Consider the following 12,444-nt stretch of genomic DNA (forward strand, 5'->3'; position numbering starts at 1 on the left):
GGAGGGAGACCCACCGTGTCCACCGTGTCACCCGTGTCACCTGCCCTCGACATCGCCCTCAACGGCGGCCTCGTCGTGGACGGTACGGGCGCCCCCGCGCGCCCGCTGCACGTCGGCGTCCGCGACGGCAGGATCGCCGCCCTCGCCACCGAACCGCTCGCCGCGCGCCGGGAGATCGACGCCACCGGCCAGGTCGTCACCCCCGGGTTCATCGACCTCCACTCGCACGCCGACTACTCCCTCGAACCCACCCCGGGCGCCGACACCCAGCTCACGCAGGGCGTCACCACCCTCGTCACCGGGAACTGCGGCCACTCGCCGTTCCCGGTGGACGCGGGCGGCATGCTGCCGCGCTCGGGGGCGCTCGACGGGTCGGCGCTGAGCTGGACGTGGAAGGACGCCGACGGGTTCCGCGCCGCGATGACGGCTGTCGACCCGGGTGTGAACCTGGCCTTCCAGCTGGGTCACAACGCCGTACGCCTCGCCGTCCTCGGGATGGAGGACCGCGCGCCGGACGAGGACGAGCTGCGGCGCATGTGCGCGCTCGTCGAGGACGCCGCGCGGCAGGGCGTCGTCGGCTTCTCCACCGGCCTGATCTACACCCCCGGCCTGTTCGCGGCGACCGACGAGGTGCGCGCCCTCGTCCGCACCGCCGCCGCCCACGGGCTGCTGTACTCGACGCACATGCGCAACGAGTCGTCCCACGTCATCGACGCCGTGCGCGAGGCCATCGGCACCGCCGAGGCGGCCGGTGCCCGGCTGGAGATCTCGCACCTCAAGGCCATGGGCCCGGAGAACCACGGCGCCGTCACCGAGGCGCTCGCCCTCCTCGACGCCGCCCGCGAGCGCGGCGTGGACGTGACGGCCGACGTCTACCCGTACACCGCGTCGAGCACGGGCCTGATCTCCCGGCTGCCCGCCTGGGCCGTGGACGGCGGTGTGGACGCGACCCTCGGCCGCCTCGCCGACCCGGCCGCGCGCGAGCGGATCGCCGGTGAGCTGCGGGCGCGGTTCGGCCGGGACATCGACCCGGAGGGCGTCGTCATCGCGGCGCTGCCCGAGGGCCGTTACAGCGCCAGCGTCGGGCGGTCGATCGCCGAGATCGGCCGCGCCGAGGGCACCGACCCGGCCGAGGCCGCGCTGCGCGTGCTGGAGAGCCACCGGTGCAGCGTCGCGATCGTCAACCACGCGATGAGCGAGGACGACGTGACGGCCGTGCTCCGGCACCCGTGGGTGTCGGTCGCCAGCGACGGCTGGGTGATGACGGACGAGCGGACCGGCCGTCCGCATCCGCGCAGCTTCGGCACGTTCTCACGGGTGCTGGGCCGGTACGTGCGGGAGCGCGGCGTGCTCACGCTGGAGGACGCGGTGCGGAAGATGACGTCGCTGCCCGCGGCGCGTATCGGGCTGACCGACCGGGGTGTGCTGCGGGAGGGCGCGGCGGCCGACATCGCCGTCTTCGACCCGGCGGCCGTCACCGACCGTTCGACGTACGACGAGCCGTGGCAGCTGTCCACCGGCTTCTCGACGGTGCTGGTCAACGGGGTGCCGGGGCTGCTCGGCGGCGAACTGACCCGGACGCCCGGGGCGGGACGGGTCCTGCGGCGGGGGGCCTGAGGCGGGGGGCCCGACGGGGGTACGGCGCCGGTCCGGTCGCGGGGGCGAGCCGGACCGGCGCCGCAGGGGGGGGAGGGGCGAGAGCGTTCGGTTCAGCAGCGGACCTTGGAGCCGTTGTCCGTGAGGTTGCCGTCCCAGATCCAGCCCCAGTAGTCGTTGCCGCTCATGTTGACGCGGACGTGGGTCCAGGTGTTGCCGGCCGAGTTGGTGACGAAGCAGTGGTAGAAGAGCACGTTCGACTGGATGACGGGGGTCACGGTCGGGCAGCCCTGGTTGGGGCCGGTGCGGATGGAGTAGGAGCCCTCGTACGTCTTGCCGGTGTCGCTGTCCTTGTTCTCCCACCACGGGTGGTAGCACTCGGCGGCGGCGCCCTGCGTGTCCGCCATGGCGGCGGGGGTGACGGCGAGTGTGGTCGCGGCGATGGTCAGGGGGAGGAGTGCGGCGAGTCGGGCGCGCAGTTTCATGGGTCTTTCCTCGGGGGGCGCGGAGAGGTCAGCAGTGGTAGATGGAGCCGCCGTCGTCCAGGTACTCGTCCCAGACCCAGCCGCTGACGTCGTTGTCACCGGCGTAGTCCACCCGCAGGTGCGTCCACGTGTTGCCGGCCGAGTTGAGGCGGTAGCAGTGGTAGTACGCGGTGGCGGTGTACGCGAAGCGGCCGACCTCGGAACAGCTCCCCGCCGGTCCTGAGTGGACGGGCACGCTGGCGCGGTTCAGGCCCTTGACGCGGCCCGTGTCGGCGTCCTTGTTGCTCGACGACGGGTGGGTGCAGGCTATGGCCTCGCCCGCCGAGGCGGTGGGGGCGGTGATCAGGGCGGTGGCGGCCAGCATCAGGGGGATGGCCGTGGCGGTGAGCTTCGCGCGGTGGGACGTCATGGAGGCTCCTGGGTTCGCCCGGAGATTGCCCGGGGGTGTGGTCAGTCGCAGGGTTCGGCCGAGCCGCCCCAGCCGATGTTGCCCTCGTACATCCAGCCGTAGATCTGTGTGCCCTCGATGCGGACGAACGTCCACGCGTTGCCGTACTTGTTGACCCAGTAGCAGTGGAAGAAGAACTTCGTGTCCGGGTAGACGTTGACGACGGTGGGGCAGTCGCTGCTCGGACCGCTGCGCAGGGGCGCCGAGCCGAGGGACGACCAGATCCAGGAGAAGTCGCTGTCCTTGTTCTGGTGCGCGGGCTGGGGGCAGTAGGCTGCCGCGCCGGTCTCGGCCGCCGAAGCGGTGGGGGCGGTGATCAGCGCGGTGGCGGCGAGCGCCAGGGGAAGCGCGAGGGCGGTGAGCTTGGTGCGGAGGGACTTCACGGGGGCTCCTCGGGACGTTCACGCCCCAGTGGATCGGTGGGGCGACGTCACCCTAGAGCGCCGGTGAACGGAAAGCGTGCGCCGGGGTGTTGCCTGATGTTGCCGAAGAAGGGAAATACCCCGGACCGGACGAGAACGCCGCCGCCCGGCACACGGACGGGCCGTGTGCCGGGCGGAGGGAGGCGGGAGGCGGAGCTGTGCGCGGTCAGCAGCGCTTGGAGGCGCCGCGGCTGTCGAGGTTGCCCACGTAGATCCAGCCGTTGATGTTCGTGCCGTTGATGCGCACGTGATCCCAGGCGTTGCCGGCCGAGTTGATCGTGTAGCAGTGGAAGTAGAGGATCGTGCCCTCGTAGACGCGGACGACGGTCTTGCAGCCCTCGCCGGGGCCCGAGCGCAGCGGGGCGGACCCCTGGCCGTAGCTGATGACGCCGTAGCCGGTGTCCTTGTTGCTCCACGACGCGCCGCAGCTGGCGGCGGACGCGGTGGGGACGTTGACCAGCGTGGTCGCGGCCACGGCCAGGGGCAGGACCAGGGCGGCGAGTTTGGCTCTACGGGATTTCATGGCACTCCTCGGGACGTTCTGCCCCCAGTGGAACGGCAGGGACGGGCGTCACTTTAGAGCGATGCCGGACAGTGTGGACGTATAGGACTGTTTCCTGATGTTGCCGGTATGGGGAAACGCCTCGCGGCCCGCTCTCACGGGTCAGCACATCCGGACGGAGCCGTTCGTCGCCGAGGTTCCCGACGCGGCGGGGGCGGCGACACAGCAGGTCGCCGGTGCGCCGCGGGTACGCGTTCCACTGTTGCCTGTTGCAGTCGGTATGGCTTAGGCAACTTGGCCGTCCGGAGCCCCGCGACGACTCGACCACCAATCGGGAATCGCGACTCGATCGCTCTGTAAGACAACGTCGGCGAGGTCGTCTGCGGGACCGCATGCGACGACGAGCTGGCGGAGGGGATCGTGCCCGCGATCTGGGCCGGACTGGACATCGGCAAGAAGTACTACCACGCCGTGGTGATCGACGCCGACGGCAAGCGGCTTCTGCCCCGCCGCGTGATGAACGACGAGACCGAGCTGCTCCAGCTCATCGGGGACGTCCTTAGATATCCCGCGATGTGCTGTGGGCCGTGGACATCAACACCGGCATCGCCGCGCTGGCGATCGGACTTCTACTCAACCACGGTCAACCCGTCGCCTACCTCACCGGCCGGACCATCCGGCGGGCATCCACCACCTACCGGGGCGAAGGCAAGACCGACGCCCGCGACGCCTTCATCATCGCCGACCCAGGCCCGCGTCCGACACGACGTCAGCATGCTCCGCCCTGACGACTTCAGACGACGACCGGTACCCCGCCGGCCCGGCTACCCGTATAGAGGTGGGCGGGCCGGGCCGGACCTGGTCAGTCGCCGCTCCCGCGCGACGGTCTTGCCGCCCCGGTGTCAGTCGACGATGCGCAGGACCTGACCCTGGTAGATCTTCTCGGGGTGCTTCAGCAGCGGCCGGTTGGCCTCGAAAATCTTGTTGTAGCGGTTCGGGTCTCCGTACACGGCCCTGGAGATGGAAGAGAGGGTGTCGCCTTCGTTGACGGTGACGAGCCGAGACGCCTGTGCAGCAGGGCCGCTGAGCGTGATCAGGTCCTCCACAGACGCCACTCCCTGGATGTTCCCGGTGGCGAGCAGGAGCTTCTCCTTTTCCTCCTGACTGTTCACCTCACCGCGAAGGAGCACCTTGTCGCCCTCCGCTTGTGCCGAAATGCTCGGCGTTCCCAGGCCGACACCCTCGATGTGCTTGATCAGCCGGGCCTCGAAGTCGCTGTCCGAAAGGGCGGCCACGTTGTCGCCAGCCTCCTTGACGAAGGAGAACAAAGACACGCTGTACCTCCTGATAAGCAGTCAGAACAGCGTCACGCTAACGGGCTGGTCACCGGCCCGACGGCACCTCGCACAGGCTTCACCCTCACGGGCTGCGGGGGCTTGACTTCGAGATGGGGAAGTTGTCGCGAAAGAACGGCAACCGCCCCCGGGCGGGCGGGTGCGGTCAGCACTTCACGGGCGTGCCGTGGTGCTCCGGGTTCGGCTCCTGCGTCCGGCCGTCGGCGGGCGTGCCGCTCCTGGCCCGCCGCGCCGGACGTCGCGCGGCGGGCCAGGACCGGGTCAGCAGCCGACCGTGGAGCCGTGGAACGTCAGGTGTTCGTCCCAGATCCAGCCCTGGGTCTGCGTGCCCTTGATGCGGACGTGGGTCCACGAGTTGCCGGACGAGTTGAAGGTGTAGCAGTGGTAGTAGAGGACCTGGCTCGTGTTGACGTTGGCGACGACGCCGCAGCCCTCGTTGGGCCCGGTGCGCAGCGGGGCGGTGCCCGAGGTCTTGTTGAGGCCGCCCCAGCCGTCGTCCTTGTTGCTCCACGACGGGTGGGTACACGCCTCGGCACCGGCCTCGCCCGCCGACGCGGAGGGAGCGGTGATCAGGGCGGTGGCGGCCAGGGCCAGGGGGAGGGCGGCTGCGGCGAGTCGTGCGCGGTGGGACGTCATGCGGCTCCTCGGAAGCTCAGGTGACGGGCGGACCCGTGCGGGTGGCGTCACTCTAGGAGCGCTTCAGGGTGATCAACTCCCTTGCGGATGTTGCCTGTTGTTGCCAAATGGGGGAAACCGCCGCCGCTTCGCGCGAGCTGCCGGGCGGGGTTCGTCCGCAGTACGCTCCGGCCATGGTCTCCGACACGGTCCTCGTGGGGCTCCTCACCTTCCTCGGAACCGCGCTCGCCACGGCGGCCGGGCTGTGGCAGTGGCGGCGCGCCCAGGCCCGCGACGCGCGCGCGGACTTCCGCGCCCGGCGGGTGACGGCCCTGACGGAGGTGTGGGAGGCGCTGTCCGCGCTGGAGGAGGAGCAGCGCACCGCCCTCACGGGCCCGGACTCCGGCGGTGCGGCCGGCTCCGACCGGCTGACGCGGGTCAACCTGCTCCTGCTGCGGCGTTCGCCGTTCCTCCTGGCGGACGAGCAGGAGTGGGCGCTGGCGTTCGCGCGGCACGTGGCGGAGATCGACACCCTGATCCGGGCGGAGCTGGCCGCCGGGCGCCCCGGCGAGGAGTGATGGGCGTCGACCCGGGCGCAGCCGGCCGCGTCGCACGTCGCCGCGACCGCCGCGGAGCGGCTCGCCCGGCTGCGGGTCACGCTGGGCGGCCGGTACGCGGCGGTCGTGCGCGGTGAGATCGACTGAACGGGCCTTCGCCCGCCCGCTGTCCGGTCCCCGCCCGGCCTCCGCCGCCCGTGGCGACCGGCCGCGCGTGCGGGGCTTCCGTCAGCGGGCGTCGTCCTCTCCGGAGAACGCCTCCGTGAGGAACGCGAGGATCTCGTCCCGCGCCGTCTCCGCCTGCGGCACCATGCCCGGCAAGCTGAGGAACGCGTGTCCCACGCCCGGGAGTTCGGACAGGCGCGCCGGTGTCCCCGCCGCCTGGAGGCGTTCCGCGTAACGGCGGCCGTGGTCGGCCAGCGGGTCGTGGGTCGGCACCACGACGAGCGCGGGGGCCAGCCCGCCCAAGTCGTCAGCCCGCAGCGGCGAGAGCGGGCGCGGGTCGGTCCCGGCCGGTACGGCGAGCCGCTCGAACAGCCGCAGGGTCGGCGCGGCGAGCGTCGGGGTGCGGGCGTGCTCGGTCATCGAGGGGTGGTCGAACATCGCCGCCGTCACGTCGGTGGCCGGGTTGACCAGCACCTGTGCCCGCAGCCGAACGCCCGCCTCCCGCGCCCGGATCGCCGCCAGCGCGCTGATCAGCCCGCCGCAGCTCTCGCCGAACAGCGCTGCCCGCGACGGGTCCACGCCCCACTCGGCCGCGTTCGCCTGTAGGTGCGCGAGCGCGTCCCAGCCGTCGTCGGCGGCGTCGGACAGGGGCGTGTCGTGGTCGAGGAGGCGGTGTTCGACGGAGACGACGAGGGCCGGGAGCCGGGCGGCGAGGTGGCTGTTCACCCAGTCGGACTGGACGGCCGTGCCCACGAACCCGCCGCCGTGGACGTGGACCACGAGCGGCAGGCCCGTTCCGCCGTCGCCCGCCGACGCCGGGCGGTACACGCGGACGGGCAGGTCGCGGCCGGGCAGGGCGATCGTCTGCCAGCGGATCGCGGCGCCGGGGTGGGGCTCGCCGGTGATCGGCCGTATCGCCTCGGAGGCGCGGAAGCGGTTCTCCGCGTCGCGGTAGGCGGCGAGTTCGGCGGCGGTCGCCGTGTCCCAGTCCGGCTCCGGGGGCCGTCCGGCGGGGATGTCGTTCATGGTCCGCTCCTTGTCCATGGGGTTACGCGACCTCAGGTTTCGATACCTTGAGTATCGAAACCAAGAGTAGCGTAACCCGGTATCGTGCCGGTATGACCCCGCCCCCGCCCACGCCCCCCTCCGCCCGGCCGCCGGGCCGCCCGCGCGCCGCCCTGGACGCCGAGGTGTTCGCCGCCACGCTGCGCACGGTCCACGAACTCGGCTACGCCCGCGCCACCGTCGACCGCATCGCCGCCGCCGCCGGTGTCGCCAAGTCGACCGTCTACCGGCGCTGGCCGACCAAGGGCGCGCTGATCGTGGACTGCCTGCTGGACGCGTTCGGCCCGGCGCCGCTCGAAGGCGGGAGCCGCGCCCGGATGCTGGCCTCGGTCGTCCACTGGGTCGCGGCGAAGATCGGCGAGCCGGGGGTGGGGGACGCGTTCGCGGGCGTGTTCAGCGACGCGGTGAGCGATCCCGGCCTGCGGGAGATCCTGGCCACGCGCCTCCAGGACCCGTACCGCATCGCGCTCCAGGAGGCGCTGGACGAGCCGGAGCAGCGGGTCCTGTTCTTCATCGACGTCGCGGTGGGCACGCTGCTGCACCGCATGGGCATGACGGGTGTCCCGATGGTGGACGACGACGTCGCCGCCCTCACCGGGATGCTGCTGGCCCAGTTCCACGCCGACGACGCCCCGGCGTAGCCGCGTTGCCCCGTCACCTGGAGGCTCAGGGAGGACCTCGCGGCAGCGCTTGCCGAGGACGCGGACGCCGTGGTCGTCGGGACGGTCGGGGACTCCCGTTCCGAGGTCCTCCCGCCGTCCTCCGGCGAGGACGACCCCGAGCTGAGGGCCCCTCGCAGGAGAACCTGGACGCGGCCGCGCTGCCGGGACGGCGCGGTGCTCCTCTGCCGGGAGGGGGCCGGACCCGGCGAGTACGTCATCACCGTTGGGCCGCAAGAGCAGTTCGTCCCGGGCGGCGACGGCTCCTACGCCTCCGCCGCGCCCGACCGCCCCGAACTGGCCGTCACCCGCAGCCGATCTGCCCACACTGCGCTGACCGCATGACCGGGGCGGCCCACGGAAAACTCCCGGCGGCGCCCCGACAGGCCGGTGTAAGGTGACCGCCGCCGACAGGACGGACCGATCCGCAGGAGCGAAGGGGGTGTTGTCGATGGCTGCCGTTCTCCCGCGCACGCGCGCGCAGCGAGCCATCCGGAACACCCTGCCCGCCGTCTGAGACGACGCCGTACCGGCGCGCGGGCGGGCACCTCTCCCAGGAGATCATCGTGCCCTGTCACGAACACCCCGTCCCCCCGCCCGCAAGCCGTTCCCCCCGCGCGGCCTCGACCGCCCGGTCCCTGCGGCGGCTGCGGCCGTACGTACGCCCCCACCGCCTGAGGCTGCGCGCGGCGACGGCGCTGGCCGCGCTGGCGGCGCTTCTGGCGCTGGTCATCCCGCAGGTGCTCGGCTGGATCGTCGACGGGCCGGTGGCGCGGCGCGAGCCGTCCGGCGTGGTCGCCGGGGGTCTGGTGCTGCTGCTGGTCGGAGCCGCCGAGGCGGCGGTCTTCGGCGTACGGCGGTGGCTGGCGGCCGGGCCGCTCGCCGCCGTCGAGGCGCGCATGCGCGCCGACTTCCACCGCCACGTGCAGCGGCTGCCGATCGCCGCCCACGACGGCTGGTCCAGTGGGCAGTTGCTGTCGCGGGGGACGGCGGACACGCAGGCCGTCCGCATGGTCGTCGCCGGGCCGCTGACGTTCCTGCCGGTGCACGTGGCGACGCTCGTCGTCGGCGCGGCGGTCCTGTGCGCGCGGCAGTGGGTGCTCGCCGTCATCCTGCTGTCGCCCGTTCCCGTGCTGATCCTCCTGTCGTACCGGTTCGAGTCCACGTACGCGCGCGCGGCCCGGCGGGCGCGCGACCTGTCGGGCGATCTGACGACGGCGGTCCTGGAGTCGGTGACGGGCGTCCGCGTGCTCAAGGGCTTCCGCGCGGGCGAGCACCGGATCGCCCTCTTCCGCGAGCAGGCCGGGCGGGCGCGCGAGGCGGAGCTGCGCAAGGCGCGGCTGCTGGGCGGCGCGGCGGCGCTCGCCACCGTACTGCCCGGACTCGCCATGGCGGGCGCCCTGTTGGCGGGGGCGGTGCGGGTGGCGCACGGGGAGCTGTCCACCGGGACGCTGCTGGCGTCCATGGGGACGGCGGGCGCGCTCCGGCCTGCGGTCGAGCAGACGGGGGCGCTGCTGGCCGCGTGCCACGACGGCGCGGCGGCCGTGGACAGGTACTTCGAAGTCCTCGATCAACCGGCCCGCGCGGAAAGCGACTTCGGCCAGGACACCGACGCGGCGGCGCCGCCCCGCCGCCCGGCCGAGCTGGCGTTCACCGGGGTCGGCTACCGCCACCCGGGCACCCCCGCGGGCGATCCCCCCGCGCTGCGGGACGTCTCCCTGCGCGTCGCGCCGGGGGAGACGCTGGCCGTGGTCGGCGCCACCGGGAGCGGCAAGACCACGCTGGCCCTCCTGGCGGCGGGGCTGTACGAGCCCACCAGCGGCCGGGTCACGCTCGACGGCGCGGACCTCCCGGCCGTCCCCGGCGCCGGACCGGCGTCCGCGGTGGCCGTCGCCTTCGCCGAGCCGGTCCTGTTCTCCGGCACCGTCCTGGACAACGTCCTCATGGGCGCGGACGCCGCCCCGGACGAGGTGGACCGGGCCCTGCGGGCCACCCGCGCCGACGCGTTCGTGGCACGCCTCCCCGAGGGCGTCATGACCCGTGTCGGCGTGAACGGGACGGCGCTGTCCGGCGGCCAGCGGCAACGCGTCGCGCTGGCACGGGTCATGGTCCGCCGCCCCCGGGTCGCCGTCCTGGACGATCCGCTGTCGGCGCTGGACAGGGAGACCGAGGCGCGGGTCCACGACGCGCTGCGCGAGGTGCTGGCCACCACGACGGCCCTGGTGATCGCCCACCGCCCCGAGACCGTCGCGCTGGCGGACCGGGTCGCGATGCTGGACGGCGGGCGGGTCGTGGCCGTCGGGACCCACGACGAACTGCTGCGCACCAGCCCGGAGTACAGCGCGTTGATGACACCGGTCGGGACGCCCGACGACCTGCGGGAGGCGTTCTGATGCGCCGGTCGGCACATGCGGCGGCGCCCCCCGCGCCGGACCCGCTGGAGGCGGTGCCGCCGAAAGGCGCGGCGGGACGCCTGCTCCGCTCGGTCCTCGGCCGGGACGTCCGGCGCCTGTGGCTCGCCGCGGTGGTCGTCCTGTTCCAGCAGGCGGCGGCGCTGGCCGGGCCGGTGTTCGTCGCCTTCACCGTCGACCGGGCGGTCCCGGCGCTGCGCGCGGGCGACGCGCGGCCGCTCGTCGGCGTCGCCGTCGGGTACGCGTGCTGCGTGACGGCCGCCGGGCTGCTGGGGACCGTCTTCCTCAGGCTGTCCGCCGCCATCGGGCAGTCCGTGATCCTCGGGCTGCGCATGCGGCTGTTCACCCATCTCCAGCGGCAGAGCGTGGCGTTCCACGACCGGTACGCCCCGGGCACGCTGGCCTCCCGGGCGTCCGGCGACGTGGAGACCGTACGCGCGCTGTTCGGCAGCGGCATCGACCAGATCGTCACCGCGGCGGTGTCGCTGGTCTTCATCGCCTCGGCGCTGCTCGCGTTCGACTGGCGGCTCGGCGCCGCCGCCCTGGCCGCGATGGCGCCGGTCCACCGGACCATGCGCTCCTTCCGCCGCCGCTCGCTGCGGGTGTACCGGCGGCGTTCGACGGCGGCGGGCGCGGCGGCCGGGGACATGGGCGAGACGTTCGCCGGTATCCGCACCGTCCGCGCGTACGGCACGGAACGCGCCAACGACCGCCGGTTCGCGCGGCTCGACGACCGCCACAGGGAGCAGAACCGGCGGGCCGAGCTGGAGATGGCGCGCTACGTGACCTCCTCCCGCCTCGTGGCCGCCGCCGCCGTGGCGGGACTTGCCCTGTGGGGCGGGCACCGGGTGGCCTCCGGCACGCTGGAGCCCGGGGCGTACGCGGGCATCGTGCTCTACCTGCGGGACCTCTACGACAAGCCGCTCAGGCTCGGCGGTGTCCTGGACGCCTACCAGGCGGCGGCGGCGTCGCTCGGCAAGATCGCGGTCCTGCTGGCCATCCCGCCGGCCGCCGCCGGACCGGCCCGCCCCGTTCCCCTCCCCGCGCCGCGCGGGCACTCCGGCGGACGCCATGTGCGCTTCGAGGACGTCTCGTTCGCGTACGCGGGCGGGCCCGAGGTGCTGCGCGGCCTCACCCTCGACATCCCGGCGGGGCAGACGGTCGCGCTGACCGGCCCGTCCGGCGGCGGGAAGTCCACGCTGGCCGGGCTGCTGGCGCGGTTCCACGACCCGACCGGCGGCCGCGTCCTCCTCGACGGCGTCGATCTGCGCTCCGTCGCGGCGGGCGTGGTCATGGTCCCGCAGGACGGCTTCCTCTTCTCCGGCACCGTCGCCGAGAACATCGCGCTGGCCCGCCCGGACGCCACGCCCGCCGAGATCCGGCACGCGGCCGAGGCGACCGGGGCGCACCGGTTCATCGCCGCCCTCCGGGACGGCTACCTGACCCGGGTCGGCGGCCGCTTCTCGTCGGGCGAACGGCAACTGATCGCCCTGGCCCGCGTGTTCCTCGCGGACCCCGCCGTCCTCGTGCTGGACGAGGCCACCGCGTCGCTCGACATCCCGACCGAACGCGCACTCCAGGACGCGATGCGCGCGGTGTTCCACAACCGGACGGTACTCGTGATCGCCCACCGCCCCGTGACACTCCACACCGCCGACCGCGTACTCCGCCTGACCGACGGCCACGTCACCGAGGACCACACCCGCCCCGACCAACACAGGCCGGGACGAACCGCTACAGACGGCTGACATACCGGAGTACGGCGTCTCGACTCCGCGGTGATGCCCTGTCGCTGAAAGTCCTCACAGGGGGGATGCCTCAGGTGTCGGAGACACGCGCGACCTCCGCCGCTGAGCCGCGAGCCCCGCGTCCGGGCGACAGGGTCCTCGACGTGGGCTCCGGCGGATACAACACGGCTGTGCCCGAAGGCGTGCCGTACGACCGGCCGGTGGTGACGGCGCAGGCCACCGCATGGGCTCCGGCGTGGCTGGAGCAGCCGGCCGACGACGGGCGGCCCGGCGTATCGATGCGGCTGCGGGGACGCGGGCGGTCGCTGGCGCGGTGGCGGCGGGAGCGGTGCGGGTTCGTCGCCGTGTGAGGGCCGGGCGGCCGTCATTCGTTGGCCACGGTGGGCCTTGCCTCTCGAAGTGCGCGGCCCGGTCGG

General features: G+C 73.5%; 15 protein-coding genes and 1 pseudogene. 9 read left to right on the forward strand and 7 right to left on the reverse strand.

Features of this window, described 5'->3' with window-relative positions; genetic code table 11:
• Positions 1–33: 33 nt before the first annotated feature.
• Positions 34–1,617 carry an amidohydrolase family protein gene (locus tag ACIBPC_RS02745; protein WP_398840785.1) on the forward strand — a complete coding sequence of 528 codons (1,584 nt, stop codon included), beginning with the start codon at positions 34–36 and terminating at the stop codon, positions 1,615–1,617.
• A gap of 92 nt (positions 1,618–1,709) precedes the next feature.
• On the opposite strand, the gene ACIBPC_RS02750 is transcribed toward ACIBPC_RS02745, so the two are convergent.
• From ACIBPC_RS02750 to ACIBPC_RS02765, 4 genes are all read right to left on the reverse strand, one after another.
• Positions 1,710–2,081 (reverse strand): SH3 domain-containing protein, encoded by a 372-nt coding sequence (locus ACIBPC_RS02750; RefSeq protein WP_362955623.1) that lies wholly within the window; start codon positions 2,079–2,081, stop codon positions 1,710–1,712.
• Positions 2,082–2,109: 28 nt separating this feature from the next.
• Positions 2,110–2,490 (reverse strand): SH3 domain-containing protein, encoded by a 381-nt coding sequence (locus tag ACIBPC_RS02755; RefSeq protein WP_398840787.1) that lies wholly within the window; start codon positions 2,488–2,490, stop codon positions 2,110–2,112.
• 41 nt (positions 2,491–2,531) lie between these two features.
• Positions 2,532–2,912: an SH3 domain-containing protein gene (locus ACIBPC_RS02760; protein WP_398840789.1), complete on the reverse strand. Its 381-nt coding sequence runs from the start codon at positions 2,910–2,912 to the stop codon at positions 2,532–2,534.
• Positions 2,913–3,117: 205 nt separating this feature from the next.
• Entirely contained in the window at positions 3,118–3,474 is a 357-nt protein-coding gene (locus ACIBPC_RS02765) for an SH3 domain-containing protein (protein ID WP_398840790.1), read from the reverse strand.
• Positions 3,475–3,873: 399 nt separating this feature from the next.
• Between ACIBPC_RS02765 and ACIBPC_RS02770 the strand changes: the two are divergent.
• A pseudogene (locus tag ACIBPC_RS02770) lies at positions 3,874–4,008 on the forward strand (transposase); the annotation flags it as partial.
• 32 nt (positions 4,009–4,040) lie between these two features.
• Positions 4,041–4,241, forward strand: coding sequence for a transposase (locus ACIBPC_RS02775; protein WP_398840791.1), 201 nt, complete (start codon positions 4,041–4,043; stop codon positions 4,239–4,241).
• Between the two features lie 114 nt (positions 4,242–4,355).
• Here the strand turns inward: ACIBPC_RS02775 and lysM are convergent, their stop codons facing one another.
• Positions 4,356–4,787: a peptidoglycan-binding protein LysM gene (gene lysM / locus ACIBPC_RS02780; RefSeq protein WP_398840793.1), complete on the reverse strand. Its 432-nt coding sequence runs from the start codon at positions 4,785–4,787 to the stop codon at positions 4,356–4,358.
• 282 nt (positions 4,788–5,069) lie between these two features.
• On the reverse strand, positions 5,070–5,444 hold the full coding sequence (locus ACIBPC_RS02785) for an SH3 domain-containing protein (protein WP_362955634.1): 375 nt from the start codon (positions 5,442–5,444) through the stop codon (positions 5,070–5,072).
• A gap of 173 nt (positions 5,445–5,617) precedes the next feature.
• Between ACIBPC_RS02785 and ACIBPC_RS02790 the strand changes: the two genes are divergently transcribed.
• Positions 5,618–6,001, forward strand: coding sequence for a hypothetical protein (locus ACIBPC_RS02790; RefSeq protein ID WP_398840794.1), 384 nt, complete (start codon positions 5,618–5,620; stop codon positions 5,999–6,001).
• Between the two features lie 207 nt (positions 6,002–6,208).
• Here the strand turns inward: ACIBPC_RS02790 and ACIBPC_RS02795 are convergent, their stop codons facing one another.
• Positions 6,209–7,171, reverse strand: coding sequence for an alpha/beta hydrolase (locus ACIBPC_RS02795; protein WP_398840796.1), 963 nt, complete (start codon positions 7,169–7,171; stop codon positions 6,209–6,211).
• A gap of 92 nt (positions 7,172–7,263) precedes the next feature.
• On the opposite strand from ACIBPC_RS02795, the gene ACIBPC_RS02800 reads away from it, so the two are divergent.
• The 5 genes from ACIBPC_RS02800 (at position 7,264) to ACIBPC_RS02820 (ending at position 12,378) form a co-directional block, all read left to right on the forward strand.
• Complete coding sequence (locus ACIBPC_RS02800; protein ID WP_398840798.1) at positions 7,264–7,851, forward strand: TetR/AcrR family transcriptional regulator; 588 nt, start codon at positions 7,264–7,266, stop codon at positions 7,849–7,851.
• A gap of 69 nt (positions 7,852–7,920) precedes the next feature.
• Positions 7,921–8,214, forward strand: a complete 294-nt coding sequence (locus ACIBPC_RS02805; protein ID WP_398840800.1) for a hypothetical protein — start codon at positions 7,921–7,923, stop codon at positions 8,212–8,214.
• 221 nt (positions 8,215–8,435) lie between these two features.
• A complete protein-coding gene (locus ACIBPC_RS02810) occupies positions 8,436–10,262 on the forward strand; it encodes an ABC transporter ATP-binding protein (RefSeq protein WP_398840802.1) in 1,827 nt (608 codons plus the stop codon).
• Positions 10,262–12,028: an ABC transporter ATP-binding protein gene (locus ACIBPC_RS02815; protein WP_398840804.1), complete on the forward strand. Its 1,767-nt coding sequence runs from the start codon at positions 10,262–10,264 to the stop codon at positions 12,026–12,028. The genes ACIBPC_RS02810 and ACIBPC_RS02815 overlap by 1 nt, the downstream gene beginning before the upstream one ends.
• Positions 12,029–12,198: 170 nt before the next feature.
• On the forward strand, positions 12,199–12,378 hold the full coding sequence (locus ACIBPC_RS02820; protein ID WP_398840806.1) for a hypothetical protein: 180 nt from the start codon (positions 12,199–12,201) through the stop codon (positions 12,376–12,378).
• The last annotated feature ends 66 nt before the right edge of the window (positions 12,379–12,444 follow it).

This window comes from Streptomyces sp. NPDC049879, assembly GCF_044461265.1.
In the GTDB taxonomy this organism is placed as follows: Bacteria; Actinomycetota; Actinomycetes; order Streptomycetales; family Streptomycetaceae; genus Streptomyces.